The sequence below is a fragment of the Roseobacter denitrificans OCh 114 genome, assembly GCF_000014045.1.
GTDB classification, from domain to species: domain Bacteria; phylum Pseudomonadota; class Alphaproteobacteria; order Rhodobacterales; family Rhodobacteraceae; genus Roseobacter; species Roseobacter denitrificans.
The window spans coordinates 1448062-1464122 of record NC_008209.1 but is presented as its reverse complement, the minus strand read 5'-3'; the positions used below and the strand labels follow the sequence as shown (position 1 = coordinate 1464122).

Below are 16061 nucleotides of genomic sequence, written 5' to 3'. Positions count from 1 at the left end.
TTACTCTCCGGCCTGCAGGTCTGACAACAGACCTTCGGGGCGCGCGACAAATCCCATGTCTTCGGCAAGGTTCGTGACCGCGTGGATGGTGATCGCAAGGGCGAACCACGGCATGATCAGATAGATGTAAAACAGCGGCACGCCCATGACCGGGGTCGTATCCGTATAGGTGAAATTGAACGTGGCCCCTTCGAAGGCGGGGATGTCGAACCCGGCTGCGGCAAGGGCCAGCGGATCAAACCAGAGCCAGCAGAAGTAGCACAGCGAGACGCCAAAGACGGCAGTGGCCAGCGACACGGCCGTGCGCAACGCGCGGATAACCCGCGCAGAGGCCAGTTCATAGACCAGAAGCACAGCCGGATCGATGCGCGCACGCAGCATCAGCGATGCGCCCAGAAAGCCGCTGATGATCATCGAGTAAACCGCGACCTCATCCGCCCATGCGATGGTGATGCCAAAGACGCGCAGCACGACATTCATCAGCACAAAGACGAAAATCATCAGCACCAGCAGCATGAGCAACACCTTCTCGATGCTGGCGATGACCGCAGACAGTCTGCTGAGGGATCGACTGAGCATGAAGGCGCGTCTCTCGTCTGTTCAATTGGCACCGGGCAGCCACAGTGGCCGCCCCGTGCCGAAGTGAGTTGGATCAGAAATCAGCGACGAGATCACGCATGCGCTGGACGTAGGGCGTCTGCTCAGCCCATTCCGCGTCCCAACGTTCGACGATATCACCAAAGAATTCAGGCCCCACGTTCTCAACGATGTTCAGTCCCTCGACCTGACGCAATTGCTCCAGCTTGGCGTCTTCGCCTTCGACGAAACGGTCGATGGTGCGGTCACAGTGGATCTGGATTGCGTCGCGCAGGATCGTTTGATCTTCGGGCGAAAGTCCCGCCCAGACGCGCCCGGACACCAACGCCACCATCCCGAAGAGGTGGTGGTTTGTCTCCATCATATAGGACGCATGGTCGTAGTAACCAAAGTTGATGATCGACTCGTGGTCCATGTCGATCGCGTCGATCTGCCCATTGGCCAGAGCGTCATAAACCTGTGTCAGCGGCATTGGTGCGGGGGCCGCGCCGAACATCTCGAAGAAGGTGCGGATCGGCGGGGCAGGTGTAATGCGGAACCGCAAGCCGTCCAGTTCAGCAGCGCTTTCAACCGGGTTCTGCGTCAAAAGCTGGCGCATGCCCGTCATGGCATAGCAGACGCCGACCGTACCCGTGGCGCGCGGCAATTCGTCAAGGATTTCGCGTGCTACATCCGAGCGCAGGACCTTGGCCGCATCACCGATGTTATCGACCAGAAACGGCGCATGCAGGGCGCCCATGGCGGGCACGCGGTTCGTAATCTCCGCTGACGTCAGCCAGGCCATATCAAGTGCGCCGGTCTGCAATTGTTGCAGCATCGTCGTTTCGCTGCCCAACTGGCCTGACGGGAAGGCAACGACGGTAAAACGGCCATCCGACATCTCGGAAAGCGTATCGCTGAGCGCTGCAACCTCCTGATTCCACACATGAACAGGGGGTGTGATAAGCCCAAGACGGAACTCCCGGTCCTGTGCTGATGCGGAGAATGGCAGCGCCAGCACCGCAAATGCAACAGCCGCGAACGTAGTTAATTTCGACATTTTGTGATCTCCCTGACAGCCACGCATTCTGCATGGCCTGAAACTATTCAAATCCGCGTCCTTGGGATACCCTCGACATAGGCCGGGGCTACCCTGAACATCTCATTTGAGTACATACATTCGCAGCACAGACGTGCAGGTCAAGTTTTTTCGGCGCAAACAACGCGCAAGGCTCCGCATTTTGACCAAAAGAGTGAGATTTCACCATGTTTACCCGATGCACTCCGGCAGCCTCATAAGACGGCACCGCCACCCTGCGATCAGTCGACAAGGGCGCGGTTCACCCGATTTTCCGCGTTGGGCCGCCCGATCATCACGCACTCGCCGGACAGGACGCCAACGCTTCGTCAAAAACCTCTGCGGCATCACACAGGCGGCGGCGCTGCCCTGCACTATCGGCGCGGATGTTGGCCTGACCGTCTTTGCCGTCAACGCATGTTGGATGCGCCGCATGATGGCTTAGCGCAGACCGTCTTTGCCTTCCGCCGCATCGTGGGTCAGCCCACCGACACGTGGCAAAGGTCGCCCGCTGTCTGTCACAGCCACCGCAACAAGGATCTCATTCGGGCGCGGTGCGTCATTCAGGCGGACTTCAACCCCGTCGAAATGGGACCGTACATAGGCCGCATCCTTATGACCCAGCGGCACGTCAAGGTCCTGCCCCAGGCCACCGCGTTTTTTCGACGATGGCACGAGGGCCGCGCCCTTTTCCACGGCCTGGCGCAGCGGCGCGCCCAATTTCGGGTGCAGGATCGCGGCGGCATGCTCCAACTCGCCATTCTCGCCCACCATCGCGGCCTTGCCATAGCTTTCGATCCTGTCGGGAGTGACGCCCAAAGCCGCCACCGCGCGCGCGCCCAAGAGCCCGCCAAGATCAGCGCCGATATCCATCAGGGGCGTCAAATCTTCAACGTATTGACCCGCGAATGGGTTTTCGATCACGGCCACAGCGACGGCCTTGCGGGTCGGGGGGGCGATGTCACGCCCGCCTTCGATATGGGTTTCCTCGGTAAACGTCGCGATTTTGCGGATTTTCGCACTCATCTCAGGCCATCCTCCCCTTTGATATCTGCCGCTTCCAAACCGCCAGAGCGTGAATGGACCCGCGGCCCCGTGGTCATCACCAGCGCCAACAGCATTTCGCCCGCGCGGGGCGCATCATTCAGACCGACCTCCATGGAGTCGAAATGACTGCGCACATAGGAGGCGTTGATATGGGTGATCGGCACGTCGATGCGCGCGCCCGTGCCCCCGACTTTCTTGGCTGACGGCACGATCGCCTTGGTGCCTCCGATGACATCGCGCATCGCATAGCCACCCGGCGCATGCCAGAGCGCACCGTGTTCAAGCTCGCCCGCCGATCCCACAAGCGAGGCCTTGCCGTACCCTTCGATCTGGTCCGCACCGCCAAGGGCCACCGCCAGTTTTTGTGCCATATCCAACCCGAGGGGACGCAGCACATCCATGAAGCCCTGAATGTCAGGTTCAAAGCGTCCGGCAAAGGGGTTGGTGATCACCGCCAGCGCGGCACCGCGCAGCAGGGGGGTATCTGCTACCGGGCCGCCTTCGTGATAGATTTCCTCAACGATGAGGGCGCGTTTACGGGTTTCAAGTCCAGGCATGTTCGATCTCCATCTTCATTTCGGTCCGGATGAACATGTCACCGGTCTGTGTTGTTTCGCCCTGCAAAAACAGGGCCGCGCCAAGAATATGCCCTGCGCGCTGCATGTCATCCGCCACCGCGCGCCCGGCTGCAAGCGCGCGTGCACGATCCTTTGCAGACAAGGCACCAACGGCGGTTACAACAGCCCGCGCGCCAAGGTCACTGTCGGGCTGAATGTCATGGGCGGGATTGCGCAGGATTGCCGGATGGCCGGGCAGATCCACGGCGTTCGCGATCAGGGTTGCGGCCACATCGGCCTGCGCAGCACTGCGGGCAAGAACGCTGACACTATCCGCGATACCCCGCGAGAGGCTGCGCCCCCCTGCCCCACTGGTGGCAATACCGCCGATGCCCGCATCAGCGCCAAAACGCAAGCGCCCAAGGTTACCCCCTTCAAGCCCTGACATGGCCACCGAGAAGGTCGCCCCCGGGGCAAGATGCACCGCGATGTCCCCGCCATTGTTCACATAGGCCCGATCCAGCGGACAGGCCGCGAGCATGGCGGCCAGAACCTCATCCGCGACCGATCCGGCCACAGCGCTCATCGGGGTCACAAACGTCGTGCTGCAAAAAGGACGCGCCGCTCGGTACATGCGCTGCGCGGTCACATCCTGCGGAAGCGGCGTATCGGGCGTCAGTTGCGTGCGATGCTGCGGCAATTCCCTGCACAAACCTTCAAGGATCGTGTCAAACCGCTCCTTGGCCGCCTTGAAGGCCCGCTGACGTGTTTGCGCACCCTCAGGGTCAGCACCGATAATCAGATCAATCGGCCCGTGCTGCAAATGCAGCCTGCGCCCCCCCTCCAGCAGTGCCGCGACCGGTTTGCTCATGGGCTCATTGCTCCGGGCGCCAGCGGTAATTGTGCCGCGCGGTCGGGTTTGCGTCCGGGTCGATCTGATCCACCCGCCGAACATCGGGTGTGAGCACCTCATCAATCGGGCGCACGGCTTCGACATGCCCGCCAAGGGCTGCATAATCTGAAAGGCGCATCGTGAATTCGATCGGGGCGACCAGCGCCGGGGTCGGCACATAGCCAAAGGAGTTTGACGGCATTTCCAACACATCCGCCATGACCGTGATCCCGCCGCCGGGCCAGACATAGGCGTTCGCCCCGCCGCACGACACATGGGTCAGCGACTCCTTGACTGAATTCGTCAGCTTGACGGGGTTTTCCGTCACCCCGGCACGCAGCGACCCGCCAGCGCCCCCCATGAACAGCACCGAACAAACCGAAGGTTCACAGTTCTCTGCAATTCGGTCGACCGACACGCGCAGCGCTTCGGGCAGGGGCCTTGGTTGCGGTTGCAGATCCGCATCAAGTTCGAAATAGGCGTATTGCTCGCCTGTGGTCGAGACCATCAGCAGGCGCAACCCTTCCCACGCCACATCGGCGTTCCACGGCTTGAGGATCGTCAACGGATCATCCACATCGGTACCGCCCCAGCCGGTGCCGGGCTCGGCCACCTGAAAATAGCGCCCCGGAGTCGAGCGGCGGCCATTTATCTTGATGCCCGTGGGGGGCACGTCCAGCATCTTGCCCGCCTGATGCTCGGACAGAACCCCGGTGATATGGTCATCGACCACAACAACCTCATCCACATGATCCACCCATTGCGAGGCGAACATCCCGATAGCAGCAGAACCGCAGCCCACGCGCATCAGCTTTTCCGGCACTCCGTTCACAATCGGCGGCTTGCCCGCCTGAACCACGATGGTCACGCCGTTGTCGATGGTCAGTTCGACTGCTTCGCAATTGCACAGCTTGAGCAACGTGTCACAGGTCACACGCCCCTCTTTCTTGGTGCCACCCGTCAGGTGTTCCACCCCGCCCAGCGACAACATCTTGGAGCCATATTCGCTGGTCATCACATGGCCCACGGGTTCCCCCTGACAGCGGACGATCTCGCGCTCGTGGCCAAGGAAACGGTCCGTGTCGATCTTGACCTTCACGCCGCAGTAGCTGAAAATCCCCTCGGTCACGACGGTCACCATATCCGCATCATCGACCGTCTGGCTGACGATAAAGGGTGCTGGTTTGTAATCGGGATAGGTGGTGCCGGCCCCGACGGCGGTGATAAAGGGGCGGTTGGCCTGCACCAGATCCCCGTCCCAATCCTGCCCATCGCCCCCATTCAGGAAGGGCACCGATTGCACGCCCTTCTCGCGCGCCCCTTCGATAATCGTCAGCGGGTCCAGCCGGATCAACTCACCGCCCGAGTTGGCATAGCGATCACAAGCGCCGGTTTTCCCATCCGCGATATAGCACAGCACCGGGCAGGCATCGCAGCGGATTTTCTCGGGTTTGACGCGGGCTGGTTTATCCATTGGTCTTGCTCCGAATGGCCTTGCGCAGTTTTGCAGGTGTGACGGGAACCGAAGCCACCCGCACGCCGGTGGCATGGGTGATCGCGTTCAGCAAGGCAGGGGCGGTCGGGATCAGGACATGTTCGCCCAGCCCCTTGGCACCGTAAGGCCCATGCGCATCGGGCACCTCAAGGATGATCGAGGTGATCGGCGGGATATCCCCGATGGTGGGAATAAGATAGTCGTGCAGGTTTTCCGTCCGTCCCGGAATATATTCCTCCATCAAGGCCATGCCGAGCCCTTGGGCGATGCCGCCCTGTATCTGGCCCTCCACCAGCATCGGGTTGATTGCATGGCCGACATCATGGGCTGCCACAAACCGGATCGGCTTGACGGTGCCAAGGGCAGTGTCGACTTCGACCACGGCCAATTGCGCGGCATAACCGAATTGCGCGTAAGGCGAACCCTGACCCTTTGCATCCATTGGCTTGGTGGGCGGATCATAGCTTTCGGTCGCACAGAACACGTAACCTTCGGCATCCGCTTCCATGGCAGAGGTGTCGATGCGATGGTCCCGCCCCTCTTCCAGCACGGTAATCGCGCCGTCCACAAAGCGCAATTCAGCATCGTCCGACGCATTGGCATGACGCAGGATCAGGGCGCGCAGCGCTTCACCACACAGACGCGCCGCATTGCCCGACACGAAGGTCTGGCGCGATGCGGATGTCTTGCCCGCATCCGGTGTGATATCCGTATCTCCCCCCACGCGGGTCACATCGCTGACGCGCGCGCCCAGTGCGGTGGCAAAGATCTGAGAGACAACCGTGTTGGAGCCCTGCCCGATATCCACCGCCCCCTGATGCAGCACAATCGTGCCGTCAGCGCGTACCCCCGCCTTGATGATCGACGGGTTCGGCAAGCTGGTGTTGCCACAGCCATACCACCCCGCCGCGATCCCGACACCACGTTTCCTTGGGGTATCATTATCACGGTTGAACGACTCGGCCTTGGCGCGTTCCGCCGTCCAGTCATCGCGCAGCGCTTCAAGGCAGGCCTTGGCACCGACCCCTTGTTCAAACACTTGCCCGCAGACCGTGGGCACGCCGTCTTGCAGGACATTCAAAAGCCGGAAGTCCAGCGCGTCCATGCCCAGTTTCGCGGCCAGCTCGTCAAACAGGCTTTCCTGCGCGATGGCGGATTGCGGGACGCCAAAGCCACGAAACGCCCCGGCAGGCGGGCAATGGGTGTGCACCCCATTCGAGACCGCGCGATAATCAGCGATGCGGTAAGGACCCGATGCATGGACCGGCACGCGGTTCGCCACGGTTGGTCCCCAGGACGCATAGGCCCCGGTGTTGAACGCCCCGAAGAAATCAAACCCGCTGATCTTGCCGTCCCTCGTCGCGCCGATCTTGAGTTTGATTTCCGATGGGTGCCGTTTGGTGGATGATTGCATCGACTCCGTCCGGCTGTAGGTCAGCCGCACGGGACGCCCGGTTTTGAGGGCGGCGAGCGCGAGGTAGGGCTGCACCGACAGATCCAATTTGGAGCCAAAGCCACCGCCCACCGCCGTCGGCACGATCCGGATGCGCGCGCGGTCCATGCCCAGAATGATCTCTAGCGCCTCAAGGTTCATCACGGGGGCCTGTGTGCAGACGTGAATTTCCACGCGCCCGTCGACGATTTCGGCAAAACCGGCCTCTGGTTCGATATAGGCGTGTTCGACAAAGCCGGTGTCAAACGCCCCCTCGACCACCACATCGGCAGCCGCCAGCGCCGCTTGCGCATCACCGCAGGCAACCAACCCCTCGCACATTAGGTTGCCGGTGCGCTCCTTGTGCAAGGATGGTGCGCCCTCGGCACGCGCGTCGCTTACCGTCATGACGGCATCGCGTTCGCGCCATGTGATCGGGAAATCTTCAGCCCGGAAATGGGCAATCGCTTCGGGCGTGCCGACCACTGCCGCCACCGCTTCACCCCGGAACCGCACGTGATTTTCGGCAAAAACCGGCTGATCCGCAAAGGCCGGGATCACACCGTGGCAGTTGGTGCCGGGCACATCGTCCGCGGTCAGCACGGCCTCGATCCCGTTTTGCGCCGCAACCCAAGCGTCAATATCCCCGAACGAGAACCCCGCATGGGCAAAGGGCGACCGCACGATGCGGATTTCAAGCGTATCGGATGGGGCCACATCATCGCCAAACCGTTCGGCGCCAGACAACTTGTCGGCCCCATCCACACGGCGGATCGCCGCCCCCGCCCCGCCATCGGCGACAAGGTTACCGGGCAGGTTTGCAACAGCGTCAATGATCTTGCGATACCCGGTGCAGCGGCACAGCACGCCGGCCAGCGCATCCTGAATATCCTCTTCGCTCGGCGCGCTGTCACGCCGCAACAGCGCCACCGCCGACACCATCATGCCCGGTGTGCAGATGCCGCATTGGGCCGCACCATGATCCTGAAAGCTCTCCGCCAGACGCTGAGCCAGCGGGTCATCTGCCACCAGACGTGACACGGTTTCGATCTCGCGGCCACGCGCCTGTTGGGTTGTCATCAGACAGGCGCAGACCGTTTCACCATCCAGCAAAACCGAACAGGCCCCGCAGTCACCGGCGTTGCAGCCAATCTTGACATCGCGCGCGCCAAGGCGTTCGCGCAGCGTCTCTGACAGCCGCTCGCCAGTGGTCGGCGACACGGTGACAGCTTCGCCATTCAGGGTAAACGCGACACCCGCGTCAGGGATTTCCCCATCCATCTACGATCCTCCCCCACAGGCCTGCACCACGGCACGGCGACACAGTTCCGCCGCCACGTCCATTCTGTATTCCGCTGATCCGCGCACATCTGAAATCGGCGTCAATGGCGCGAGGTTATCGTCTGCTGCAAAATCCAGCGTGGCAACGTCACCGACAGCACACCCGATCAGCCGCGCCTCAAGGCCCGGCAGACGCTGCGCCACCGCAGAACAGCTGCCAACGGCGACGCGCACGTCCGACAGCCTACCGTTTTGCACCTCTGCGACGGCTGCAACCATCGCGATGGAAATCACCAGATGCTTTCGGCTGCCGAGTTTCAGAAACGCGCTCTGTGCAGTGGCGGAAACCTTGGGGACGATCACGGCAACGACCATCTCATCCCTCGCCAGATCAACCTTGCGCACCCCCTGAATAAAGGCACTAAGCGGCACGGTGCGGGTGGCGTCGCTGGATGCAATCTCGACCTGTGCATTCAGCGCCAGCAGTGGCGGCACACCATCCGCGGCGGGTGAGGCATTGCAGATGTTGCCCACCACGGTGCCCCGGTTCTGTATCTGTATTGACCCGACCTCGCGCGCGGCCAGTTTCAGCGCATCAAAGGCGGGCGGCAGCGGCGCACGCACCACGTCTGTCCAAGTCACCGCAGCGCCGATCCGCCAGCCGTCCGCTGTTTCGCTGATGCCTCGGCAGTCCGAGATCGCCGTGATGTCAAGGAGGCTCTGCGCGCGCGCGCCCGGCGCTTGTGAGGGAAAGAAATCCGTGCACCCTGCGATGACACGCGGCGAGCCATCACGCAGCAGGGCAAGCGCTTCGCAGAGCGTTAAGGGCATTGCATAGGACAATTGTGCACCTCTCGATTTCCACTTGATGCCGCGATCGGGTCACGACGTTAACGCTGGTCATTTGTATACGAACGATAATAGCACTTTCTGACGCGAGTCAAACTTTTCCTTGGGGCGGCGGGGCCGTCAACCGGCGGCGTTTTCACCCGCCTGAATGATCGGCAAATGCAGCCTTTTTCAGCAAGCGGACGAATTCGGCACGCTCGTCCGGGTCGAGGGGATCCAATGTCCTTTCCGAAATGTGAAATCCCGTCTCATGCAGCGCTGCGATCATATCGTCCAGCCCCGACACGAGCGACAGCATCAGGCGGCGTTTGTCACCCGCATCCGGGTGTGTCTCCACGAAGCCTTTCTTGCGCAACCGGTCAACAACGCCCTTGATCGTGGCGGCATCGACCGCGATCTGGCGGCCAAGCTCGTTTTGCGAACAGGTGCCAAGCTCGGCCAGTCGCATCAAGGCCGCGAATTGGGTGGGTGTCAGTTCATGGGGAAGGTGCTCTTGCAGGATATGCGCATGGCGTTGCGTTGCAAGGCGCAGCAGGTAGCCGACCTGCTCATCAAGGCGATAGGGCTGCGTGCGGGCGGTCTTGTGTTCCCGGGAAACTGGCAAATGATCTCTCCGACGTCAGGGCAGGTGCGGCGGTGGAAGGCTTGCGCTCCGCCTGCGCATTGTTAGTATACCTACAAGAGGTGCCTATGACGACGGAAAAAAGCAAACTTGTCATCAAGAATATCGGACTGCTGCTGACGGGCAAGATTGAAGCGCCCATTGCAGATGGCGATTGCGTGATTGCAATTGATGGTCGGATCTCCGCCTTTGGATATGCCCGCGATCTGGACACCGACGGCGCGGATACCGTCGTTGATGCAAAGGGCATTACGCTTGCTCCCGGCCTGATCGACAGCCACGTCCACCCGGTCGTTGGCGATTATACCCCGCGCCAGCAGCAGTTGCATTGGATCGATTCCACCCTGCACGGCGGCGTCACAACGATGATCTCGGCGGGCGAAGTCCATATGCCGGGCCGTCCCAAGGACATCGTCGGGCTGAAGGCGATGGCGATTGCCGCGCAGCGCTGGTACGAGAATTTCCGCCCCTCCGGCATGAAGGTGCTTGCCGGTGCGCCCGTGATCGAACACGGCATGGAAGAACACGATTTCAAGGAGTTGGCGGATGCTGGTGTGAAATATCTGGGCGAGGTCGGGCTTGGCACCGTCAAGGACGGCAAGACCGCCAACCAGATGGTCAGCTGGGCGCGGAAATACGGCATACAGTCGACGATCCACACGGGCGGGCCGTCGATCCCCGGCTCGGGATTGATTGATGCTGATATGGTGCTGGAAACCGGCACGGATGTCGTCGGGCACATCAACGGTGGCCATTCCGCCTTGCCGGATGATCAGATCATCTGCCTGTGCGAAGGCTGCAAACAAGCGCTGGAGATCGTGCATAACGGCAACGAACGCGCGGCACTTCTGACGCTCAACACGGCCCGCGAACTCGGCAAGCTGGATCAGGTCATCCTCGGCACCGATGGTCCTGCGGGATCAGGCGTTCAACCGCTGGGAATCTTGCGCATGGTCGCCATGCTGTCGAGCCTCGGGAATGTCGATGCTGCGACCGCATTTTGCTTTGCAAATGGTAATACGGCCCGCCAGCGTGATCTGGACGTCGGCTTGCTGGAGGTCGGCTACAGCGCCGATTTCGTGCTCATGGATCAGGCTCAGCACGCACCGGGCAAGAACTTGCTGGAATCCGTGCAACTGGGCAACCTGCCCGGCGTCGGGATGACGATCATCGACGGTATCGTGCGATCCAGCCGCAGCCGCAACACACCGCCCGCAACGACCTTGCCCGAAGTTGTGCCGTCGGTCTGACGACGCTGATCAGCATCCATGCGGCGTCGTTTGCATTTGCGCGGGTTTGGGGTCAGGCCAGTCTGATCTCTTTGGGGTATTCCGCCGCCGGACGGTCATGCAGCCCGCGCGTTTTACCTACAGGATTTTGAAAGCGCTCTGCGCCTGAGCGGCACAGACTGCCTCCTCTATCCCGCGCAGACTGGAGGAATGGACCCTGAGCAGCGGCTGTTTTTCCGCGATCTGATCCCCGACCTGAACGTTCAAAACCACGCCGGCGGCCTTGTCCTTGGGCGCGCCAGACAAACGCGCGACTTCCGAAATCCCTTGTATGTCGATGGCCTCAACGCGGCCCGATCTGTCGGCGCATATATCTTCGGTGAATTGCCCGGGCTGGAGCGGGTCGTGTTGGCGCCCCTGCGCATCCCTGATCTCAAACAGCTTTTCGAAGGCCTTTCCGCTGGACACCAGATCGCGGGTCACCTGTGCGCCCTGCCCCTGGGACACGGCCCCGGACCATTCCAGTATCGTCGCCGCATAGCCGATGGATTTATCGAGCAAATCGGTCGGCGCGCCTGCCTCTCCACGCAATACACTCAAGACATCCAAGGCCTCGAGCACCGGCCCGACCCCGCGCCCGATGGGTTTTGTGCCATCCGATATCTGCACCTTTGTGTTCAGCCCGATGCCCTGCCCCACCGATTCAAACAGGTTTTTCAACGCGCCCGCTTCGCCTTGGGTGCGCGTCTTGGCTTTTGGCCCCACCGGCATGTCGATCAGCACATGGGTGGACCCTGCCGCAAGCTTTTTGGACATGATCGACGACACATCCAGCAATGTGGATTGCAAGCCCAGCGGCCGGTTTATCGCATTCATGACGTCATCCACCGGGGAATGAGTCAAGTTGCCGTTCCATGCGATGCAGCCATTTGTCTGTTCCACGACCGATTTCATTTCGTCCGGGGACAAATCAACGCGCGAAAGCACTTCCATCATATCCGCCGTCCCTGCCGCCGAAGTGATGGCCCGCGATGATGTCTTGGGCACGGTCAGGCCAAAGGCTGCCAGAATGGGAATGATGATCGGTGTGATGCGATTGCCCGGCACGCCCCCCATGGAGTGTTTGTCGACGACGATCGCCTTGCCCCAATCATGGCGATGCGCGAAGGCGGCACGTACCTGCGTCAGCGAGATCACTTCGTCCATCGTCAGGTTGTTCGATGCCGCGACAAGAAACCCCGCGATTTCCGAGGTACTGAACCGCCCGTTGACCAGATCGTGGATGAAGGCTTCCATCTCGGCGTGAGACAACTCACCGCCGCGCACTTTCTTTTGCAAGATGGACCGGCTTTTGGGCGTCGGCGACCGCTCGATTGAGACGACATCGCCCTCCACCGCGTCCAGCGCCGCCATCGCGCCCTCGGACAACGCACAGAGGTCTTGCGACACGATTTCATCGCTCCACGTTTCGCCCAGTTCCGCAGAGACGGATTTGCCCCGCAAAGACAGTGTGACCCGCGACGACCCCGCCAGCACGCGGCTGGCGATCTGATTACCCTTGTGAACCAGACAAACCTGTTTTGACCCGATCGTGACCGGAAAGCGGGTGATTTCTGCATTCAGATCGCACGCCCCGGCGATCAGGTCGACAAGCGCTGTTATGCCTTCCTCGATGGTTCTGTCATTCACGATTTCCAGCGCATAGCCTGTCAGGGGGGCTTGCTCCACAAGGCGCGCCAGACGCCGCTTTATTTCTTCTTCGCTCTCGCGCCCGCGCTCATGAAGGCGTTCTTCAACGATGCCGGGCGGCGCAGAAATTCCAATGGTCACGACATGCGTCGCCTTGTCACGAAACGCGCCAATCTCATTGCGTGACGCGTTCAGCACGACGTTGATGCCGTTGTCCAGATCGCGCGCGACCTGCATGGGGATGCCGTAGGACAGGCCATGCGCGTGCCATTGATGCCAGAACGCCCCGGCGGCCAGTTGCTGTTCGAATTCGGACGGGGTTACGGGAATGTAATCCTCCCCGCCCGCATCAGCGGCCCGCGTGACAACCCGCTGCGGGAAGGAAAACCACCGGCTCGTTGCCAGACGATCGCGCGCGCCCTCCAGCAAGGTGTCCTTGCCAACGCCACTTGGACCGACAATGAGAAACAGCGTACCCGGCACGATTAACCCTTTCCTGGTCCAGATCAGAGGTCGTCGAGGCCGATATCAACACAGGTCGCTGACTGCGTGATGCGGCCCACCGACACAAAATCCACGCCGGTTTCGGCTTTCGCGCGGATCGTATCGAGCCGCACACCGCCCGAACATTCCAGCGGAATGCGTTTGTCCACGATTTTAACGGCTTTGCGCATATCGTCATTGCTCATGTTGTCCAGCATGATGACATCCACGCCTGCATCAAGTGCTTCGCGGACCTGATCCAGACGGTCCGCCTCAACTTCGATCTTGGTCAGCATCGGGGCTTTGGCCTTGGCGCGCTGGACGGCTGCGGCAATGCTGCCTGCGACGGCGATGTGGTTGTCTTTCAGCATGATGCCGCTATCCAGTCCCAGCCGGTGGCTGCGCCCGCCCCCACAGACCACGGCATACTTTTCGATCATGCGCAGACCAGGCGTTGTCTTGCGCGAATCCAGCAAGATCGCGCCAGTGCCTTCGATCTCCTTGACATATTGCGCTGTCAGACCGGCAATGCCGCACATCCGTTGGACGAGGTTCAGCGCAACCCGCTCCGCCGTCAGCAGTGCCTGCGCATTCCCGGTGATCACGGCAAATGTCTCGCCTGTTTCAACGCGCTCGCCATCCTTTCGCGAAGTCTCAAACGTGCACTCGGGGTCCATTTTGCGAAACACCATTTCCGCCAGCTTCAACCCCGAAAGGGTGATCGGTTCGCGCGCGTTCATCCCGAATTTGGCCACCGCGTCATCATCCACCATGATCTTTGCGGTAAGGTCATAATAGTTGACGTCCTCATCCAGCCAAAGGTCGATGAGTTGGTTCATTTTTCGCAGGTCGAGGAGCATATTCATGCCTTTCTTTAGACGGCCAGATCACGGGTTGTTTGTTTCATGAGGTAACGAGGCGTCCGTATTGGTCTTTGAACTTCTTGATGGCGAAGGTGAGCAGCATCAGCCCGCTGACACAGCCGATGATTTTGACATTCGTGTCCGGAACCGCCAGCAACGCGGCGCTGAGGAGCATTCCGACACGCGTGGGCATGGACCAACGGTCATGCCACTTTGCCTCTGACGCGCAGGCGACCAGCACGCAGGCGAAGGCCACACCGGCGCTGACCAGCATCGCCTCGACGCTGGAAAAGGGTTGCAGCACCAAAGGGTTCGCCACGAACATGAAGGGCACGACAAAGGCCACGATGGACAGGCGCATCGCAACCACCGCGATCTTGAGCGGATTGGCCCCGGATATGGCCGCCGCCGCATAGGCCGCCACCGCAACCGGCGGCGTCATCGCAGACATCACCGCAAAATAAAGCAGGAACAGATGCGCGTTCAATTCCTGAAAGCCAAAGTCGTTCACCAAAGTGGGGCCGATCAGAACAGCCGCGAGCACATAGGCACTGGGCGTGGGCATGCCCAGACCCAGAACGATGGTCACAACCGCGCTGAGCATCAGGATGATCATGATGTTGTCACCCGCAGCCGCAAAAGCGATGAAGGAGAACTTTGACGCCAGCCCGGTCATGGTAATACCACCGATGACCAGCCCCGCTGCGGCGCAGGCACCGGTGACGCCAATCATGCGAATGGCGGTATCTGACAGGGCTTCGATGGTCGCCTTAAGCCCAAGGCGCGTGTGCGGGTTGAATTGCGAAACAACCCAGACCGCAATCGCGCTGAAGACTGCGACCATTGTCGGTGAATAGCCCATCACCAGCAAAACGATCAAACCCACGATCGGCAGGAGAAACTGCCAGCCCTGACGCATCGTTTCGCCCAAGGTCGGCACCTCGGATGCATCCAGCGGCGCAAGGTTCAGCGCGACGGAGCGCAGGTGCACCTGAATGGAGATGCCAACATAATAGAGCAACGCAGGCAAAAGCGCGGCGATGACGATCTCTCCGTATCCAACGCCGATCAGTTCGGCCATGATAAAGGCGGCAGAGCCCATGACCGGCGGCAAGAGGCTACCGCCCGTCGACGAGGCGACCTCAACACCGGCGGCCAGACTACGGTCATAGCCCAGCCTTTTCATCATCGGGATCGTGATCGACCCGGTGGCCACAACGTCGGATGTGGGGCTGCCTGACATGGTGCCGAACAACGCCGATGAGACCACGGCGATCTTTGCAGGGCCACCCACGGACCGGCCCGAAATCGTCGCCGCAAGGTTAAAGAAAAACGCGCCCCCCTTGGCTCGCTCCAGAAACGTGCCGAACATGACGAAGAGGAACGCATATGTGGCCGCCACGCGCACCGGCACGCCGAACAATCCGTCGGTGGTGTAGATGTTGATGTCCACAAAGTGGTTGAGCGAGATATACCCGTGCCCCAGCGGGCCGCTGATCAGATGCCCATAGAGATTGTAGATGATGAAGGTCAGAACGATGCACATCAGAAACAGGCCAACCGTGCGCCGGGTGATCTCAAGCGTCAGCAGGATCAGGATGGACGCCATAATGAACTGATCGGTGCTCAGCTGGTCAAACAGGCTGATCCGGGAGGCTGTTTCGGGAATTTTAATGATGAAATAGCAGGCACAGGCAGCCGCCGCCAAGGACAGGATCCAGTCCGGCAGCGTGGCCTTTGTCCCTGATCTGTCTGTGGCACCGATGAGCAGAAACGCGGGTACATATATCAGGCACAGGAAAATGACCGTCAGAGACAGCGCATCAATCCGCGACAGCGTTGCCGCCCACATGACCCAGACAGAAAACAGCGCGGTGTAAAGCCGGATGGGCCAGTACAAACGCCCCTTGATGCTGCGGCGGGATCCTGTGGAGAAGAGAAGCCCAAGTATTCCAGGTGCCGACATTG

The 16061-nt window shown here is 60.9% G+C and carries 13 protein-coding genes; 1 reads left to right on the top strand and 12 read right to left on the bottom strand.

What is annotated here, in order from left to right; translation table 11 throughout:
* From RD1_RS07125 to RD1_RS07085, 9 genes are all read right to left on the bottom strand, one after another.
* Positions 1–579 carry a TRAP transporter small permease gene (locus RD1_RS07125; RefSeq protein WP_011567791.1) on the bottom strand — a complete coding sequence of 193 codons (579 nt, stop codon included), beginning with the start codon at positions 577–579 and terminating at the stop codon, positions 1–3.
* Positions 580–652: 73 nt separating this feature from the next.
* Positions 653–1636 (bottom strand): TRAP transporter substrate-binding protein, encoded by a 984-nt coding sequence (locus RD1_RS07120; RefSeq protein WP_011567790.1) that lies wholly within the window; start codon positions 1634–1636, stop codon positions 653–655.
* 459 nt (positions 1637–2095) lie between these two features.
* Positions 2096–2680, bottom strand: a complete 585-nt coding sequence (locus RD1_RS07115) for an amino acid synthesis family protein (RefSeq protein ID WP_011567789.1) — start codon at positions 2678–2680, stop codon at positions 2096–2098.
* A complete protein-coding gene (locus tag RD1_RS07110) occupies positions 2677–3258 on the bottom strand; it encodes an amino acid synthesis family protein (protein ID WP_011567788.1) in 582 nt (193 codons plus the stop codon). Before RD1_RS07110 ends, RD1_RS07115 begins: the two co-directional genes overlap by 4 nt.
* Positions 3245–4129, bottom strand: coding sequence for a UPF0280 family protein (locus RD1_RS07105; protein ID WP_011567787.1), 885 nt, complete (start codon positions 4127–4129; stop codon positions 3245–3247). Before RD1_RS07105 ends, RD1_RS07110 begins: the two co-directional genes overlap by 14 nt.
* Positions 4130–4133: 4 nt before the next feature.
* Entirely contained in the window at positions 4134–5624 is a 1491-nt protein-coding gene (locus RD1_RS07100; protein WP_011567786.1) for a hypothetical protein, read from the bottom strand.
* Entirely contained in the window at positions 5617–8358 is a 2742-nt protein-coding gene (locus RD1_RS07095; RefSeq protein ID WP_011567785.1) for a molybdopterin-dependent oxidoreductase, read from the bottom strand. Before RD1_RS07095 ends, RD1_RS07100 begins: the two co-directional genes overlap by 8 nt.
* On the bottom strand, positions 8359–9201 hold the full coding sequence (locus tag RD1_RS07090) for an FAD binding domain-containing protein (protein WP_011567784.1): 843 nt from the start codon (positions 9199–9201) through the stop codon (positions 8359–8361).
* A gap of 142 nt (positions 9202–9343) precedes the next feature.
* The gene (locus tag RD1_RS07085) at positions 9344–9811 is read right to left on the bottom strand and encodes a MarR family winged helix-turn-helix transcriptional regulator (protein ID WP_011567783.1); all 468 of its coding nucleotides are present in this window, start codon (positions 9809–9811) and stop codon (positions 9344–9346) included.
* Positions 9812–9897: 86 nt separating this feature from the next.
* Between RD1_RS07085 and RD1_RS07080 the strand changes: the two genes are divergently transcribed.
* Complete coding sequence (locus RD1_RS07080) at positions 9898–11079, top strand: amidohydrolase family protein (RefSeq protein WP_011567782.1); 1182 nt, start codon at positions 9898–9900, stop codon at positions 11077–11079.
* Between the two features lie 117 nt (positions 11080–11196).
* Here RD1_RS07080 and phnN read toward each other — a convergent pair whose 3' ends face one another.
* Genes phnN through RD1_RS07065 form a run of 3 tightly spaced genes read right to left on the bottom strand, consistent with a single transcriptional unit; the run spans position 11197 to position 16059 of the window.
* Positions 11197–13230 (bottom strand): phosphonate metabolism protein/1,5-bisphosphokinase (PRPP-forming) PhnN, encoded by a 2034-nt coding sequence (gene phnN / locus RD1_RS07075; RefSeq protein ID WP_011567781.1) that lies wholly within the window; start codon positions 13228–13230, stop codon positions 11197–11199.
* A gap of 23 nt (positions 13231–13253) precedes the next feature.
* Positions 13254–14096, bottom strand: a complete 843-nt coding sequence (gene nadC, locus RD1_RS07070; RefSeq protein ID WP_245897222.1) for a carboxylating nicotinate-nucleotide diphosphorylase — start codon at positions 14094–14096, stop codon at positions 13254–13256.
* 37 nt (positions 14097–14133) lie between these two features.
* The gene (locus tag RD1_RS07065) at positions 14134–16059 is read right to left on the bottom strand and encodes a TRAP transporter permease (protein ID WP_044032998.1); all 1926 of its coding nucleotides are present in this window, start codon (positions 16057–16059) and stop codon (positions 14134–14136) included.
* Positions 16060–16061 lie beyond the last annotated feature (2 nt).

Bases quoted from the DNA above. Each gene is read 5' to 3' on its own strand.
- RD1_RS07125 (WP_011567791.1), bottom strand. From the start codon at position 579: ATGCTCAGTCGATCCCTCAGCAGACTGTCTGCGGTCATCGCCAGCATC.
- RD1_RS07120 (WP_011567790.1), bottom strand. From the start codon at position 1,636: ATGTCGAAATTAACTACGTTCGCGGCTGTTGCATTTGCGGTGCTGGCG.
- RD1_RS07115 (WP_011567789.1), bottom strand. From the start codon at position 2,680: ATGAGTGCGAAAATCCGCAAAATCGCGACGTTTACCGAGGAAACCCAT.
- RD1_RS07110 (WP_011567788.1), bottom strand. From the start codon at position 3,258: ATGCCTGGACTTGAAACCCGTAAACGCGCCCTCATCGTTGAGGAAATC.
- RD1_RS07105 (WP_011567787.1), bottom strand. From the start codon at position 4,129: ATGAGCAAACCGGTCGCGGCACTGCTGGAGGGGGGGCGCAGGCTGCAT.
- RD1_RS07100 (WP_011567786.1), bottom strand. From the start codon at position 5,624: ATGGATAAACCAGCCCGCGTCAAACCCGAGAAAATCCGCTGCGATGCC.
- RD1_RS07095 (WP_011567785.1), bottom strand. From the start codon at position 8,358: ATGGATGGGGAAATCCCTGACGCGGGTGTCGCGTTTACCCTGAATGGC.
- RD1_RS07080 (WP_011567782.1), top strand. From the start codon at position 9,898: ATGACGACGGAAAAAAGCAAACTTGTCATCAAGAATATCGGACTGCTG.
- nadC (WP_245897222.1), bottom strand. From the start codon at position 14,096: ATGAATATGCTCCTCGACCTGCGAAAAATGAACCAACTCATCGACCTT.
- RD1_RS07065 (WP_044032998.1), bottom strand. From the start codon at position 16,059: ATGTCGGCACCTGGAATACTTGGGCTTCTCTTCTCCACAGGATCCCGC.